The organism is Cupriavidus pinatubonensis (assembly GCF_019602855.1).
GTDB classification, from domain to species: Bacteria; Pseudomonadota; Gammaproteobacteria; order Burkholderiales; family Burkholderiaceae; genus Cupriavidus; species Cupriavidus pinatubonensis.
In genome coordinates this window covers 1,591,013-1,607,171 of sequence record NZ_CP080766.1, presented here as the reverse complement: position 1 = coordinate 1,607,171, position 16,159 = coordinate 1,591,013, and the positions used below count along the sequence as shown (strand labels likewise).

The window sequence follows — 16,159 nt, the reverse complement described above, 5'->3', positions numbered from 1 at the left end:
CCGTGACGCGGCGGCGGGAGCCTGTGTGGCGCACGACATTCGAGGCGGGATGCACGGGACAACATGAAAAAACCCGGACCTTGCGAGGGCAACGGGCCGGGTTTTACAGGAGGATCCAAGGATCGCAGGCACAGGCGGCTACGCCGACAGCTGCGCCTGGCCTGACGGTCGACTTCGAGTACGACTACGACTACGACTACGACTACGACTACGACAATGTCAGCCCACGCGCTGCGCCTGCGCCCACGCCAGGTCCGCCACGCGTGCGAAGCGCTCGCCCATCGCATGCGCCTCGGCACTGGATGCCGTGCCGCGTGCAGCACGGCCCTTCACGCCGTGCAGGATCGCAGCAAAGCGGAACATGTTGAAGGCGATGTAGAAGTCCAGGTCGGCGATGCCTTCGCGCCCGGTGCGGCGGCAATAAGCCGCGACGTACGCCGCCTCGTCCGGCAAGCCTGCCGCCACCAGGTCTCGTCCCGCGATCCCGCCCAGGATATCGGGTGGCATGCGGAACATCATCGCGTGGTAGGCGAAGTCGGCCAGCGGATCGCCGAGCGTCGACAGCTCCCAATCCAGCACCGCCAGCACGCGCGGCTCGGTCGGATGGAAGATCAGGTTGTCGGCGCGGAAGTCGCCGTGGGTGATGGCAACGTCGTCGCTCGCGGGAAGATGTTTCGGCAGCCACTCGACCAACCGGTCCATCGCCGGATGCCGGCCAGCGAGTTCGTCGTCGAGGTACTGCTTCGACCACCGCGCCACCTGCCGCGCGACATAGCCGCCCGCCTTGCCGTAGTCACCGAGCCCGATGGCCTGCGGATCGATCGTATGCAGGCTGGCCAGTGTCGCGTTCATCGCATCCATGTACGCGGCACGCTCGTCGCGCGGCACGTCGGCGAAGCCGGCATCCCAGAAGATGCGCCCTTCGACCATATCCATGACGAAGAACCAGCTGCCGATCACCGAATCGTCGGTGCAGAGCCCGTGGATACGGGGCACCGGAAAGCCCGCCTGTCCCAGCGCCGCCATCACGCGCGCTTCGCGTTCCACCGCGTGCGCACCCTTGAGCAGTTCGCCGGGCGGCTTGCGCCGCAGCACATAGCTGTGTCCTGGCGTGCGCAGGCGATAGGTAGGGTTGGATTGCCCGCCCTTGAACTGATCGATCGTCAGCGGTCCGGCGTAGCCTTCGACGTGCTGCGCCATCCACCGCTCCAGCGCCGCCTGGTCGAAGCGGTGCTGCTCGCGCACCGGCACCGTGCCGGCGAAATCGTGCGCCTCAGCCATGGCTCGCCTCGCCGTTCAGGGCCTTGCGCTTGATCATCTTCGCCAGCGACCACTTGTGAACTTCAGTCGGGCCATCGTAGATGCGGAAGGCGCGCACTTCGCGGAATACCTGCTCGACGATCGTATCGCGCGATACGCCCGTACCGCCCATGACCTGCACGCAGCGGTCAGCGACGCGATACACCGCCTCGGACACCGCCACTTTTGCCATCGAGCTTTCGTTGGTGCCGAGCACACCGCTATCGAGCACGCCCGCGCACCAGTCGATCATCAGCGCCGCCTGCTGCAGGTCGATCAGGTTCTCGGCCAGCATGAAGCCCACGGCCTCATGGTCGATCAGCAGCTTGCCGAAGGCCTTGCGCCGCGTCGCGTAGGCTGTGGCGATCTCGTTCGCGCGCGTGGCGCACCCGTGCCAGCGCATGCAATGCGACAGCCGCGCCGGGGACAGCCGTACCTGCGCATAGCGGAAGCCTTCATGGACTTCGCCAAGCACCTGGCTGGCCGGCACACGCAGATTGTCGATGACGATCAGCGCATGGCCGCCAGGCATCGAATTGTCGATGGTGTCGAGCACGCGTTCGATGCGGATGGCCGGGTTGGGCAGGTCCACCAGGAACATGGTGGACTGGACCTTGTCGTCGCCGCCCGTGCGCGCCATCACGATGCCCACCGCCGCGCCTTCCGCTCCGGTGATAAACATCTTGCGGCCGTTGATGACCCACTCGTCACCTTGCTGCACGGCAATGGTCTGCAGCATCGACGGATCGGACCCGGCGCCGCCTTCCTCGGCCGGCTCGGTCATGAAGAACGCCGAACGCGCGTCGCCGCTCACGAGCTTGTCGAGAAAGCGCCGCTTCTGCTCCGCCGTGGCGACCTTGCCAAGCAGATACATATTGCCTTCGTCCGGCGCCATCGTATTGACCGCCACGGGACCCAGCGGCGACAACGCCGAGCGCTTGAGCACCGCTGCCGTCTCCAGCTGAGACAGGTGATCGCCGTCGGGCAGGATGTGCGGCGTCATCACGCCGGCTTCGCGCGCCTTGGCGCGCAGTTCGCGGACCAGGTCCTCGGTCGGGCCGTGGCCGGCGTTGCGGGGATCGCGCTCATACGGCGCGACAACGTCGCGCACGAAGGCCTCGACGCGGTCGGCAATGGCCTTGCTGCGTTCGGTGGGGCAGGGAGTGAACATGGAGGCTTGCCTTAAAGCGAATTGATGGAATGGCCACCGTCGACAGGCAGCACCGTGCCGGTCATGAAATCGGATGCGTCAGACGCCAGTAACAGCAGCGCGCCGTCGAGCTGCCGCGGCTGACCGAGCCTGCGCTGCGGGATGCGCCGGATCAGCGCCTGCCCGCTCTCGGTCTCGAAAAAGCTGCGGTTGATCTCGGTCTCGAAGTAACCCGGCGCCAACGCATTGACGCGGATGCCATGGCGCGCCCACTCCAGCGCGAGCGAGCGCGTCAGGTGGATCAGGCCCGCTTTGGCTGCGGTGTATGCCGGCACCTGCTGGGCCACGCGTAGCCCGAGGATCGACGCGATGTTGATGATGCTGCCGTGCGTGTCGGTGTCGCGCATCATGCGCGCGGCACGCTGCGCCACGCGCCAGGCGCCGTTCAGGTTGGTGTCGATCACGCTTTGCCACTGCGCCTCGTCCACGTCCATGGCCGCGCCGGTGGTTGCAATGCCGGCGCTGTTGACGACGATCTGCACCGGACCCAGCTCTTGCTGCGCTCGCTCGAATGCCGAATCGACCCAGGTGGGGTCCCTGACGTCGAGCGCGACCACGCAACCCTGTCCACCCTGCTTGCGCAGTTCGGCCAGCAGCGCCTCGCCTTCGCCCACACGCCGTCCGGCCAATGCCACCTTGCAGCCGGCGCGCGACAGGGTCTTCGCGAAATGCAGACCCAGTCCACCGAAGGCGCCGGTGACCAGCGCCACCTTGCCCTCCAGATCAGCGAACGGGTTCAGGCTGCGTCCGTCCTCATGGTTCATTGCCATGTCTCCTCCGATATCCGTATGACGTAGTGCTTACGCCGCCTTGACCATGTCCTCGACCACCTTCTTGGCGTCGCCGAACACCATCATGGTCTTGTCCATGTAGAACAGCTCGTTGTCGAGGCCGGCGTAGCCGGCCGCCATCGAACGCTTGTTCACGATGATGGTCTTGGCCTTGTACGCCTCCAGGATCGGCATGCCGGCGATCGGTGACTTCGGATCGGTCTTGGCCGACGGGTTCACCACGTCGTTCGCGCCGAGCACCAGCACCACGTCGGCCTGGCCGAACTCGCTGTTGATGTCTTCCATCTCGAAGACCTGGTCGTAGGGCACCTCGGCCTCGGCCAGCAGCACGTTCATGTGGCCCGGCATGCGGCCCGCCACCGGGTGGATCGCGTACTTCACGGTCACGCCCTTCTCGGTCAGCTTTTCGGTCAGTTCCTTGAGTGCGTGCTGGGCGCGCGCCACTGCCAGGCCGTAACCCGGCACGATGATCACGGTCTCGGCATTGCCCATCAGGAACGAGGCGTCATCGGCGGAGCCCGACTTTACGTTGCGCTGCACTTGCGAACCGCCTGCTGCGCTCGCTCCCGCATCGCTGCCGAAGCCGCCGAGGATCACGTTGAAGAACGAACGGTTCATCGCCTTGCACATGATGTACGAGAGGATGGCACCGGACGAACCCACCAGCGAACCGGCAATGATCAGCATCGGGTTGTTCAGCGAGAAGCCGATACCGGCGGCCGCCCAGCCCGAGTACGAGTTCAGCATCGACACCACCACCGGCATGTCGGCGCCGCCGATCGGGATGATGATCAGCACGCCGAGCACGAAGGCGATGGCCAGCATGACGAGGAACGGCGTCCACTCCTGCGTCATGAAGAACGCAATGCCGAAGCCGACCATGGCGACGGCCAGCGCCAGGTTCAGCATGTGCTGGCCCGCGAACACAACGGGGGCACCCTGGAACAGGCGGAACTTGTAGCGACCTGCCAGCTTGCCGAAGGCGATCACGGAGCCGGAGAACGTGATGGCACCGACGAAGCAGCCGATGAACAGTTCGATGCGGTTGCCCATCGGAATCTCATGCGAGCCCGCCGGCGCAATACCAAAGGCGGAAGGTTCCGCCACCGCGGCCACCGCAATGCACACCGCCGCGAGACCGATCAGCGAGTGCATCGCCGCGACCAGTTCGGGCATCTTGGTCATCTCGACCTTCTTCGCCACATAGGCGCCGATGCCGCCGCCGACGACCAGGCCAGCCAGGATCAGCGCAAGGCCAGACCCGGCTGTCGTGCCGCTACCGGCAGCGAGGAACTCGTTCTTGAGCTTGAGGATCAGCGCCACCGTGGTGAGTGCCGCCACCGCCATGCCGATCATGCCGAAGGCATTGCCCTTGCGGGCCGAAGCCGGGTGCGAAAGCCCTTTGAGGGCCTGGATAAAGCAGACCGACGCGCCCAGGTAGAACAGCGTCACGGTATTCATGGACAGTCCGTTCATCGCGGCATCTCCACCAGTTCTCCGCCGGCATGCGCGGGCGTCTTTGCGGGCTGCGCCTCGGCCTTCACCTTCGGCGCCTTCTTGCGGAACATCTCGAGCATGCGCTGCGTGACGAGGAAGCCGCCGAACACGTTGACCGCAGCCAGTGCCACCGCAAGCGTGCCCATCGCGCGGCCCACGCCGCCTTCAGTCAGGCCAGCGGCCAGCATCGCACCGACGATGATGATGGCCGAGATCGCATTGGTTACCGCCATCAGCGGCGTGTGCAGCGCGGGCGTGACCGTCCACACCACGTGGTAGCCCACGTAGATCGCCAGCACGAAGATGATCAGGTTGATCACCGTGTGGTTCACCATTTCCATGGTTGTCTCCTTAACCGGCCAGCGCCGCTTCTTCGCGCCGCGTCATCAGGCAAGCCGCGACGATGTCGTCTTCGAGGTTGAGCGAGAACTGGCCGTCCTTGTCGATGACCAGCTTGAGGAAGTCCAGCACGTTGCGCGCGTACAGCGCCGAGGCGTCTGCGGCGACCATGCTGGCCAGATTCGTATGGCCCACGAAGATCACGCCATGGCGCTCGACCACTTCGTCGGCCACGGTCAGCGGGCAGTTGCCGCCTTGCGCGGCGGCCAGGTCGACCACCACCGAGCCCGGCTTCATCTGCTGCACGGTGGCTTCGTGCAGCAGAACCGGTGCCTTGCGGCCGGGGATCAGCGCGGTGGTGATGATGATGTCGGCCTGGATCGCACGCTGGTGCACCAGCTCGGCCTGGCGCTTCATCCAGTCCGGCGGCATTGGCCGCGCATAACCGCCGACACCTTGCGCGATCTCGCGCTCTTCGTCGGTCACGAACGGCACGTCGAGGAACTTGCCGCCGAGCGATTCGATCTGCTCCTTCACGGCCGGGCGCACGTCCGAGGCTTCGATTACCGCACCGAGGCGCTTGGCCGTGGCGATCGCCTGCAAGCCCGCCACGCCGGCACCGAGGATCAGCACGCGCGCGGCCTTGACGGTGCCCGCGGCGGTCATCAGCATCGGCATGAAGCGCTGGTAGTGATGCGCTGCGACCAGCACGGCCTTGTAGCCGGCGATGTTCGCCTGCGAGGACAGCACGTCCATGCTCTGCGCACGCGTGGTGCGCGGTGCCGCTTCGAGCGCGAAGGCGGTGATGCCGGCGGCGGTCATGCGCGCGTTGTTCTCGGTATCGAACGGGTTGAGCATGCCCACCAGCACGGCGCCGGACTTCATCTGCGCCAGTTCGGCGCTCTCAGGTGCGCGCACCTTGAGCACGAGCGGCGCGCCGAGCGCGTCGGCGGCGGTGCCGATCGTCGCACCGGCCGCCTCATAGGCGCTATCGGTCTGGCTGGCACGCAAGCCCGCGCCCGCCTGCACCACGACCTTGTGGCCTTGTGCGACGTATTTCTTGACTGTCTCCGGCGTAGCGGCGACGCGCGCCTCTCCCGCCCGAGTTTCAGTCGGGATGCCTATCTGCATGGTTCCATCTCCTGTGATCCGCCGCGCCAACCAGCATGGGGACGCTGCGCGCCGGACACCGCGTGGGGCCAGTGCCGCCTGCGGTGCCGGTCGGTTCGTGCCGCTCAGTTGGGCACTTCGCCTTCGAGCGTCACGCGGTTGAGTACGCGCTCGGCATTGCCGTAGTCATGGACGGCGTAGTGCATGGTGCAGCGGTTGTCCCACATCACCACATCGCCTTCCTGCCACATGTGGCGGTAGACGTTGTCCGGCGTGACCGAATGCTCGTACAGGAAGTCGAGCAGCGGACGGCTCTCGGCCTCGGTCATGCCTTCGATGCATTCGGCGGTGTCCGGATGGCCGACGTACAGTGCCTTGCGGCCCGTCTCCGGATGCGTGCGCACGATCGGGTGCACCGCCGATGGCACCTTGTCCGAGCCCGTCATCTTGGCCAGGCGCGCGCCGGAGAAGCGTGCGCGCAGGCCCTCGATCAGGCGCTGCATGACCGGCGACAGGCGTTCGTACGAGAGATACTGGTTGCACCACATGGTGTCGCCGCCGATGGGAATCGTGACGCCCGACAGGATCGAGATCTTCGGCGGCACCGCGGTGTAGATCGAGTCCGAGTGCCAGGCCTCGGTCGAGGCGGTCTCCTTCGGAATCTTGGTGACCTGAAACAGTTCCGGGAACTCCGCCAGCCCCTTGAGCAGCGGGTTGCCCTGCACGGGCGTGCCCCACAGCCGGGCGAAGGCCACCTGCGCAGCGGGCTGCAGGAACTGGCCGCGGAACACGAGCATGCCGTGTTCGAGGAACGCCTGGTGCAGCACCTTGAAGGTGGCGTCGTTGATCGGGTCGTTCAGGTTGACGCCGGTCACGGATGCACCGACCGAACCGGTCAGCGGCTTGATTTCAATGGTCATGATGTCTCCTCTTCTATCGGTGGATTCAGTCGACCAGCAGCACGATCTTGCCGACGTGCTGGTCCTGCTTCATGTATGCGTGCGCCGCGTGGATATCGGTCATGGCAAAGGTACGGTCGATCGGCAGCCGCACGCGGCCGGCACGCAGGAACGGCAGCATGTCGCGCGCGCACGCCTGGATGCATTCGAGCCGCTCCTGCTCGGTGCGGGTACGGAACGTCACGCCGATCAGGTGCAGACGCTTGAGCCATAGCTGGGCCAGGTCGATCTGCGCCGTGGCCGAGCCTAGCCGCGCGATGTTCACCAGGCGCCCCTGAACGGCAAGGCTCTTCATATTGGCTTCGAACACCGGCCCGCCGACCGTGTCGATGATGACGTCGACGCCCTTGTTGCCGGTCGCCTCCATCACCTTTTCGACCTGGTCGTCCTTCGACGAATCGATGCAGACGTCCACACCGTACTGGCTGAGCTTGTCGAGCTTGGCGGCCGAACGCGACTGGGCAATCACCGGTTTGGCGCCCATCAGCGACGCGATCTGGATGGCAGCCATCGCCACGCCGCCCGACGCACCGTTGACCAGCACCGACTCGCCCTGCTTGAGCTGGCCGTTCACCACCAGCGCGTCGTGTGCCGTGATAAAGACATTCGGAAACGCGGCGGCATCGATCCACGACATGCCGTCCGGCACGGCGATCAGCGCCATCGGATCGGAAACGACATATTCAGCCTGGCAGCCCTTGCCGTGCCCCATGACGCGGTCGCCCTTGCGCCAGCCGTGCACGCCTTCACCGACTTCGGCCACCTCGCCCGCGAACTCGACGCCGGTGGTGATGGTATTGCCGGTACGCAACTCCTTCGCCTGGTTAATCTCACCGCGGTTCAGGCCCGATGCACGAACCCTGACCAGCACCTGGCCCGGCCCCGCGACGGGAACCGGAATATCCTGCACCTCGACCTTGCCGCCCTCCGGGCCCGGCACCACACGAATTGCCTTCACTGTTGGCTCCTTGCTTTGTTTCGTTCGATTACTGACTGATTCCTTGCTGTCTCACGCCTGGCCGAGCGCCGTCGCACGGATCAGCGAAAGCAGCGTCAGCGCACGTTCGGCCGCGGCTTCTCCGCCGGGATGATTGCCCCGCACAAACGGCGCACGCGTGTCCTCGATGGCCGCCAGCGCCGCCAGCGGCTTTTCCGCCGCCACCGTCAGCCGCCGGAACTCGTTGACGGTCAGCAGGTACGTGTGGAACACGTCCTGCTGCGCCGGCGTGGTGCCAAGCTTGTGAAGCAGCACGTTCAGCCAGTGCGTGCCGGCGAGCATCGCGGCCTCGATGGTCATCTCGTAGTCGGCCGGTCCGCATTTCTGCAGCGATGCCTCGATGCGGCGCGCGATGCCGAGGTGTCCTTCAATGTCCATGTGCACTCCCCTCCATGCGCGTCGCCAGCAAATCCAGGCAATGCCGCAGCGCCGTGTCGCAGCTGCGGGCAATGGCCTCGGTCGGGACCAGGCCTTCGCGCAAGCACGGGTCGCGGTAATGCTCGATGCGCTCCATGTCTTCCATCATCGCGGCGATGTCGGCGGGCACCGGTGCCTCCACTTTCGGGCGCCCGACATGCAGCACGTCGCCAAGCGGCCGGAACGCCGCCTGCAGCTTGCCGTCCGCTTGGGGCACCAGATACACGCCGGGCTGCGTGGCGAACATGTTGTCGTCCAGCGTGACGCCTGCCTGATGCAGCGCTGCATTGACCGCATGCGTGCCGGCCGTCATGCCGGCCCAGAACCACAGCTCGAAATCATCGAGCGGATCCAGGCGGTCGCGCAGTGCCTGAAGCTTCGCAATCTTTTCCAGGTGTGACACCACCTTCATGCTGACTCCTTTGTTGAATCACATCGGCGCAAAACCGCGGCGCCGTTGACATGACGATAGACACGCCGCAAGCCGATGTCAACAACTTCTATATAGGACTTCTATATAAGAGTAGTGGTTTTCTCGGGGGGATACGCGATTTGCCTTGACTAAGCATTGTGCAATTCTCTACATTGCATCTCAACACCTATACAGGAGTTGATCAATGCCCCGAGCTATCGTACTGAACCCGACCGACAATGTGGCCACGCTGCTGGACGCGGGCCACGCCGGAGAAGCGTGCGCCCTGGAAGGCGAGCGATCAGGAAGACTGGTCCTGCTGCAGGACGTGCCCTTCGGCCACAAGATTTGCATCACCGACACGCCTTCGGGCGTCGACATCGTCAAGTACGGCCAGGTCATCGGCCGCGCCAGCCATATGATCCGGGCCGGCGAACACATGCACGTTCACAACATCGAATCGGCGCGCGCGCGCGGCGACCTGCACAAGGGCTGACACAGATGGCAACCACCTTTCTCGGATATCCGCGCGAAAACGGCGCGGTCGGCGTGCGCAACTGGGTCGCCGTCGTTTCGGTCATGGATAACTGCAACCCTGTGACGCGCACCATTGCGCGCACCGTGGGCGGCTGCATCCCGGTCACTACGCTGTTCGTGCGCGGCCAGTTCGGCGCCGACCTGGATTTCGCCTTCGAGCAGCTGGCCGGGCTGGGCCGCAACCCCAATATCGCCTCGGTACTGCTGGTTGGCCTGGAGCCCTCGTCCACGGAAGAAGTGGCGCGCCGCATCCAGGCTGCCGGCAAACCGGTCGAACGCGTGCACCTGCAGCCCAACGGCACTGTTGACTGCATCGCCGAAGGCACGCGCAAGGCGGCCCGCCTGTCGCTGGCCGCGTCGCGTGCGCGCCGCGTGCCGTGCCCGGTATCGTCGCTGGTAATCGGTGTGGAATGCGGCGGATCGGATACCACCTCGGGCCTGAGCTGCAATCCGGTCATCGGACGCATGGCGGATATGGTGATCGCCGAAGGCGGCACTGTCATCATCTCGGAGACCTCGGAATTCATTGGCGCCGATCACCTGTTTGCCGAACGCGCCGCTGACGGCCGCGTGCGCGAGGCCTTCGTCACTGCGGTGCGCAATATGGAAAACCTCGCGATCTCGCGCGGCGTCGACATGCGCGAAGACCAGCCTTCGCCCGACAACAAGCGCGGCGGTCTGACCACCGTCGAGGAAAAAGCGCTGGGCGCCATGGCCAAGGCCGGCAGCACGCCACTGGTGGGCGTGCTGCGCTACGGCGAGGCGCCGCGCAAGCCGGGGCTGCATTTCATGGACGCACCGGCCGCGGCAGTGGAAAATCTGACTGCGCTTGCCGCCGGCGGGTGCCAGCTCACGTTTTTCGGCACGGGCGTGGGCAACCCGATCGGCAGCATGGTGGCACCGACCGTCAAGGTGTGCGGCAACGTCAATACGCTGCAGACCATGGCCGACAACATAGATTTCGACGTGAGCGGCGTCCTGCAGCACGGAGAGAAGATCTCCGACCTTGGCGAGCAGCTGTATGCCTATGCGATGGATATCGCATCGGGCACGCAGCTGACCAGCGAGGTGCTCGATGTCCGGGAGACCGCGATCAGTCGATTCGCACTGAGCCTCTGAGCAACCATGACCAAACTGAACAGCGTCTCCGACGCGATCATCCGCTCCATCGAATCCGGCGCCCTGCGCGAGGGCGACCGCCTGCCGTCAGAGGCAGAGCTGGCCGCCATGCACGGCGTAAGCGTCGGCACCATTCAGAAAGCGCTGATCCGGCTGACGCACTCAGGACTGATCACGCGCGAGCAGGGGCGCGGCACGTTCGTATCCGGTACGCGCGTCGCGCCGGCGGACGTACGCTACCTGCGCTTCCGCGACGAAGAGGGCAACGAACTGCCGTCGTACGTCCACGCGCGCTCGGTCAAGCGCATCAAGAAGAAGGGGCCGTGGGCAGACTTCCTCGAAGGCGATGGCTACGTGCGCATCGAGCGCGTGATCAACGTCGGCGGCCGCTTTGACCTGTACAGCGAGTTCTGGCTGCGCGAGGAAGACTTCGCCCAATTGGGCGGCCTGGACCGCGAGGCACTGGAAAAGAACCTGCGCGAGCTGATCGGCCAGCGCCTGTCGCTGCCGACGCTGCGCGTGGACCAGTGGATCCGCTTTGAAAAGCCGCCGGCAACGGTCGCGCGCCAGCTTGGCATCGACCCCGAGGCTCCGGCCTTCATCATGGAAATGCGCGGCTACACGCTGCGCGACCAGCCGCTCTACTACCAGTCGGTCTATGCCGCGCCGTTCACCGAGCGGCTGATGATCGTGCGGGAGAAATCGTCATGACGACCCGATGGAATGTCCACGGCCTGGAGCAATGGACGTCGGCCGTATTCGAATCGTGCGGCGTGGCGCCCGAGCATGCCGTCGAGGCCGCCGCCGCGCTCGTGCGCAGCGAACTGCGCGGCTACAAGACGCATGGCATGACACGCGTGCCGTCTTACGTCGACCGCCTGCGCGCCGGTGACTTCAATCCGCGCGCGACAATGTCGCACCGTGCCTTTGCCGGCGGCATCGTGCTGGACGCCGATGGTGCCATGGGACAGGTTGCGGGGCCGCATGCGGTTCGGCTTGGTCTGGAAGCACTGGAATCGAGCGCTTCCGTGCTCGTCGCGGTGCAGTCGTGCGGCCACCTTGGCGCACTTGGCATCCATGCACTGCTCGCGGCCGAGGCCGGCGCGTTCTGCATGGTGGGACAGCGCACCCCGCCGGTTCTCGGCATGGAAGGCTTTTCCGGCCCCGCCATCGGTCACAACCCGATCGCCTTCGGTTGCCCGCTGCCGGGCCAGGCGCCGATCGTGTTCGATGTGGCGTGCAGCGTCGCCGCGCGCGGTCACATCCTGCTTGCCGCCCGCGAGGGCAAACCCATTCCCGAAGGCTGGGCGCTCGACGCCGACGGTCAGCCGACCACCGACGCGCAACGCGCACTCGCCGGGTCGCTGTTACCCACGGGCGGCCACAAGGGCATCGGCATCGCCATGATGGTGGAGTGCCTCGCGGGTGCGCTGGCCGCCACGGCCGATTCGCTCTCGCCAGAGCGCAACCACGTCGGCAGCGGCGGTGCGGTCGGCCGTCAGGGCGGCTTTGTCTGGCTGGTCAAGCCCGAGGCCTTTTCCGGCCAGGGCGTCTTCGCCGACTACATGGCGCAGTGGACCGGCAACTACCTGGCCGCCGGCGGCGGGGATGCACGGCTCCCCGGCCACCGCGGCGACACGCTGGAACGCGAAGGCCGAGCGCACGGCATCGCACTGCCAGACGCCATTGCCCGTGAGCTAGGCGCGCTGGGCCAGCAACTGGGCATTCCGCTTCCAGTCCCGCATCCAGTCTCGCTTCCGGCCTGATCCAACCACACACAGATTGCTGATATCCGGGCTACCGGCAGACGCTGGCCGTCCCTACCCTACAAACACACTGGCTGAATCCGCCCCATGAACGCTCCAATTCTCCCCGACGCGGCCCGGAAGGCCATGGAAGCTGTCTCGATCGATGACAAGTACGCGCTCGAATCCGGCCGTGCCTACATGAGCGGCGTGCAGGCGCTGGTGCGCCTGCCGCTGTTGCAACGCCGGCGCGACGCCATGGCGGGCCACAACACCGCGGCCTTCATTTCCGGCTACCGCGGCTCGCCGCTCGGCAACTATGACCAGGCCATGTGGCAGGCGAAGAAATACCTCGCCGACAACCACGTCGTGTTCAAGCCCGGCGTCAACGAAGAGCTCGGCGTCACGGCCGTGTGGGGATCGCAGCAGCTGGACTTCGATGCGGAAAGCAAGAAATACGACGGCGTGTTCGGCATCTGGTATGGCAAGGGCCCCGGCGTCGACCGCAGCGGTGATGCTCTCAAGCATGCCAACCTGGCCGGCACGTCGCGCCTGGGCGGCGTGATCGCGCTCGCCGGCGACGACCACGTGTCCAAGAGCAGCACGCTCGCGCACCAGAGCGACCACACCTTCATGGCCTGCGGCCTGCCGGTGTTCTTCCCGTCGAACGTGCAGGACATCCTGGACCTGGGCGTGCACGCCTTCGCCATGAGCCGCTTCAGCGGCCTGTGGTCCGGCATGAAGACCGTGCAGGAAGTGGTGGAGTCCGGCTCGTCGGTCGTCACCGATTCGGACCGCGTGCGCATCCTGCTGCCGGAAGACTTCGCCGTGCCCGAGGGCGGCCTGCATATCCGCTGGCCCGACGATCCGCTGGCGGCCGAAGCGCGCATGATGGAATACAAGTGGCCCGCGGCGCTCGCCTATGTGCGCGCCAACCGGCTGAACCGCAATGTGGTGGAAGGCCCGAATGACCGCTTCGGCATCATCGCCAGCGGCAAGGCCTACAGCGATACGCGCCAGGCGCTGCTCGACCTGGGTCTCGATGACGCCACCTGCCGCGCGCTCGGCATCCGCGTTCACAAGGTCAGCGTGGTGTGGCCGCTGGAATCGCTGAGCGTGCGCGAGTTCGCGCATGGTCTGCGCGAGGTGCTGGTCGTGGAAGAAAAGCGTCCCATCATCGAGCAGCAACTCAAGGACGAGCTGTACCACTATCCCGAGCAGGCCCGCCCGGCCGTGTTCGGCAAGTACCACCACACCGAAGGCGTGGGCGGCGAATGGAGCCACGCGCGGCCAGCCGAGGACTGGCTGCTGCGCGCCAAGGCCGACCTGTCGCCGGCGCTGGTGGCCAAGGCCATCGCGCAGCGTCTCAAGGCGCTCGGCGTGCCCGACGACGTGGCCGCGCGCATGGACGTGCGCCTGAAGGAAATCGAAGCCAAGGAACGCGCCACCGCGCAGGGCGATTCGCGCGGCACCGACCGCCTGCCCTGGTTCTGCCCGGGCTGCCCGCACAACACCAGCACCAAGGTGCCGGAAGGCTCCGTCGCGACCGCCGGCATCGGCTGCCACGGCATGGTGGTGTGGATGGACCGCTCGACCACGTCGTGGTCGCAGATGGGCGGTGAAGGCGTGCACTGGATGGGCCAGTCGGCGTTCAGCAAGCGCAAGCACATGTTCGCCAACCTGGGCGACGGCACCTACAACCATTCGGGTCTCCTGGCGATACGCCAGTCGATCCACGCCGGCGTGAATCTGACCTACAAGATCCTGTTCAACAGCGCCGTGGCCATGACCGGTGGCCAGCCGGTGGACGGCGGCGAGCTTGACGTCCCCGCGATGTCGCGCGAACTGCACGCTGAAGGCGTGCGCCAGATCGTGGTGGTCACGGACGAGCCCGAGAAGTACAAGGGTGTCGCGAACCTGGCAGCCGGCGTCACGATTCGCCACCGCGACGAACTCGACACCGTGCAGCGCGAACTGCGCGAAGTCAGCGGCGTCACGGCGATCATCTACGACCAGACCTGCGCCACCAAGAAGCGTCGCGAACGCAAGCGCGGCACCATGGTCGACCCGGACAAGCGCGTGGTCATCAACGAGCTCGTGTGCGAAGGCTGCGGCGACTGCTCGGTGGAAAGCAACTGCCTGGCCGTGCAACCGGTGGAGACCGAATTCGGCCGCAAGCGCAAGGTGAACCAGGACACCTGCAACAAGGATTTCTCGTGCACCAAGGGCTTCTGCCCGAGCTTTGTCACCGTTGAGGGCGGCAAGCTGAAGAAGCCGTCGACCGGCGGAAAGGTCCAATCCGTGCCGACCGACATCCCGCTGCCCGTGCTGCCGGAAGCGGCGCGCATCGTCGTGGCGGGTATCGGGGGCACCGGCATCGTGACTATCGGCGGCGTGCTGGGCATGGCCGCGCATTTGGAAGGCAAGGGCGTGATCACGCAGGACGCCACCGGCATGGCGCAGATGGGTGGTTCCACCTGGAGCCACATCCAGATCGCCGCGAGCCCCGATGCGCTGCATGCGAGCCGTGTCGACATGGCCATGGCGGACCTGGTGATCGCGTGCGACACGGTGGTCGCAGCCAGCAAGGCAACCATTGCCGCCATGTCGCCGCAGCGCACCTATGTCGTGCTCAACAGCCATGTGACCCCGACCGCCGCCTTCGTGCGCAACCCTGACTGGGACCCGCAGACCGAGGAAGCCGTCGGCCGCATCGCGCAGGCAGTGGGCCGGGACCAGGTCGGCAGCTTCGACGCAGAGCAAGTGGCGAAGCAGGTGATGGGCCAGTCGATCTACGCGAACCTGATGATGCTTGGCTACGCATGGCAGAAGGGCCGCGTGCCGCTGTCGCATGACGCGATCATGCGGGCCATCGAACTGAACGGCGTGCAGATCGACAGCAACAAGGCGGCGTTCGAATGGGGCCGGATGTGCGCGCATGACATGTCGCGCGTACCGGTGCGCGCCGCCAATGCCCAGGTGATCCAGTTCTTGCGCAAGCCGTCGCTCGACGACCTGCTGGCGCGCCACGTCGAGTTCCTGACCGGCTACCAGAACCGCGCCTACGCGGCGCAGTACGAAAGCTTCATCGACTGCGTCAGGATCGCCGAGTCGGTCACGGGTGGCACGCGCCTCACCGAGGCCGTGGCGCGCTCGCTGTTCAAGCTGATGGCCTACAAGGATGAATACGAGGTGGCCCGCCTGCACACCGGCGCCGCGTTCCGCAAGCAGATCGAGTCGATGTTCGAAGGCAACGTGCGCCTGGTGCACCACCTTGCGCCGCCGCTCTTCGCGAAGAAGAACGACAAGGGTGAACTGGTCAAGGGCACGTATGGCCCGTGGATGCGCTCGGCCTTCGGTGTGCTGGCGAAATTCAAGGGCCTGCGCGGCACCGCATTCGACCCGTTCGGCTACACCGAGGAGCGCAAGGAAGAACGCGCGCTGATCGCCGAGTACCGCCGCGGCATCGAGGCGCTGCTGCCAAAGCTGTCTGCGCAAAACCTGGAGCTGGCGCTGGAGATTGCGCGCCTGCCGATGGACATTCGCGGCTATGGCCACATCAAGGCGCGCAACGTGGCCGCCGTGCGGACGCGCTGGGAACGGCTGACGGCGCAATGGAAGCAAGGCGACGTGCAGCGCGAAGCGGCCCGGCCCACCGTGGCAGCCTGAAGACGAACTACGAACGACTAAAACGATTGGTGTAGCGAGTCCCCCGAACCCGAGACGC

15 protein-coding genes are annotated in these 16,159 nt (G+C 65.9%); 5 read left to right on the top strand and 10 right to left on the bottom strand.

Translation table 11 applies throughout. The annotated features are described in order from the left end of the window. Window positions 1-219: 219 nt before the first annotated feature. The 10 genes from K2O51_RS07295 to K2O51_RS07250 form a co-directional block, all read right to left on the bottom strand. The gene (locus K2O51_RS07295) at window positions 220-1,281 is read right to left on the bottom strand and encodes a phosphotransferase (RefSeq protein ID WP_220629999.1); all 1,062 of its coding nucleotides are present in this window, start codon (window positions 1,279-1,281) and stop codon (window positions 220-222) included. After that, window positions 1,274-2,470, bottom strand: a complete 1,197-nt coding sequence (locus K2O51_RS07290; protein WP_220629998.1) for an acyl-CoA dehydrogenase family protein — start codon at window positions 2,468-2,470, stop codon at window positions 1,274-1,276. The genes K2O51_RS07295 and K2O51_RS07290 overlap by 8 nt, the downstream gene beginning before the upstream one ends. An 11-nt stretch (window positions 2,471-2,481) precedes the next feature. Then, window positions 2,482-3,273, bottom strand: a complete 792-nt coding sequence (locus K2O51_RS07285) for an SDR family NAD(P)-dependent oxidoreductase (RefSeq protein WP_011301400.1) — start codon at window positions 3,271-3,273, stop codon at window positions 2,482-2,484. 36 nt (window positions 3,274-3,309) lie between these two features. Then, window positions 3,310-4,776: an NAD(P)(+) transhydrogenase (Re/Si-specific) subunit beta gene (locus K2O51_RS07280; RefSeq protein WP_011296109.1), complete on the bottom strand. Its 1,467-nt coding sequence runs from the start codon at window positions 4,774-4,776 to the stop codon at window positions 3,310-3,312. Then, window positions 4,773-5,138, bottom strand: coding sequence for an NAD(P) transhydrogenase subunit alpha part 2 (locus K2O51_RS07275; RefSeq protein ID WP_011301401.1), 366 nt, complete (start codon window positions 5,136-5,138; stop codon window positions 4,773-4,775). The genes K2O51_RS07280 and K2O51_RS07275 overlap by 4 nt, the downstream gene beginning before the upstream one ends. 10 nt (window positions 5,139-5,148) lie before the next feature. Further along, window positions 5,149-6,267: a Re/Si-specific NAD(P)(+) transhydrogenase subunit alpha gene (locus K2O51_RS07270; RefSeq protein WP_220629997.1), complete on the bottom strand. Its 1,119-nt coding sequence runs from the start codon at window positions 6,265-6,267 to the stop codon at window positions 5,149-5,151. Between the two features lie 104 nt (window positions 6,268-6,371). After that, window positions 6,372-7,166: a TauD/TfdA dioxygenase family protein gene (locus tag K2O51_RS07265; protein WP_011301403.1), complete on the bottom strand. Its 795-nt coding sequence runs from the start codon at window positions 7,164-7,166 to the stop codon at window positions 6,372-6,374. A 25-nt stretch (window positions 7,167-7,191) separates the two neighbouring features. Next, entirely contained in the window at window positions 7,192-8,163 is a 972-nt protein-coding gene (locus tag K2O51_RS07260; RefSeq protein ID WP_011301404.1) for a zinc-binding dehydrogenase, read from the bottom strand. Between the two features lie 51 nt (window positions 8,164-8,214). Further along, window positions 8,215-8,580 carry a hypothetical protein gene (locus K2O51_RS07255; RefSeq protein WP_011301405.1) on the bottom strand — a complete coding sequence of 122 codons (366 nt, stop codon included), beginning with the start codon at window positions 8,578-8,580 and terminating at the stop codon, window positions 8,215-8,217. After that, on the bottom strand, window positions 8,570-9,031 hold the full coding sequence (locus K2O51_RS07250; protein WP_011301406.1) for a hypothetical protein: 462 nt from the start codon (window positions 9,029-9,031) through the stop codon (window positions 8,570-8,572). Before K2O51_RS07250 ends, K2O51_RS07255 begins: the two co-directional genes overlap by 11 nt. A 205-nt stretch (window positions 9,032-9,236) precedes the next feature. On the opposite strand from K2O51_RS07250, the gene K2O51_RS07245 reads away from it, so the two are divergent. From K2O51_RS07245 to K2O51_RS07225, 5 genes are all read left to right on the top strand, one after another. Then, complete coding sequence (locus K2O51_RS07245) at window positions 9,237-9,527, top strand: UxaA family hydrolase (RefSeq protein ID WP_011301407.1); 291 nt, start codon at window positions 9,237-9,239, stop codon at window positions 9,525-9,527. A 5-nt stretch (window positions 9,528-9,532) separates the two neighbouring features. Continuing rightward, entirely contained in the window at window positions 9,533-10,687 is a 1,155-nt protein-coding gene (locus K2O51_RS07240) for a UxaA family hydrolase (RefSeq protein WP_011301408.1), read from the top strand. Between the two features lie 6 nt (window positions 10,688-10,693). Then, the gene (locus K2O51_RS07235; protein WP_011301409.1) at window positions 10,694-11,398 is read left to right on the top strand and encodes a GntR family transcriptional regulator; all 705 of its coding nucleotides are present in this window, start codon (window positions 10,694-10,696) and stop codon (window positions 11,396-11,398) included. Continuing rightward, window positions 11,395-12,453 carry an Ldh family oxidoreductase gene (locus K2O51_RS07230; RefSeq protein WP_220629996.1) on the top strand — a complete coding sequence of 353 codons (1,059 nt, stop codon included), beginning with the start codon at window positions 11,395-11,397 and terminating at the stop codon, window positions 12,451-12,453. The genes K2O51_RS07235 and K2O51_RS07230 overlap by 4 nt, the downstream gene beginning before the upstream one ends. Window positions 12,454-12,540: 87 nt before the next feature. Then, window positions 12,541-16,101, top strand: a complete 3,561-nt coding sequence (locus tag K2O51_RS07225) for an indolepyruvate ferredoxin oxidoreductase family protein (RefSeq protein WP_220629995.1) — start codon at window positions 12,541-12,543, stop codon at window positions 16,099-16,101. Window positions 16,102-16,159: the final 58 nt, after the last annotated feature.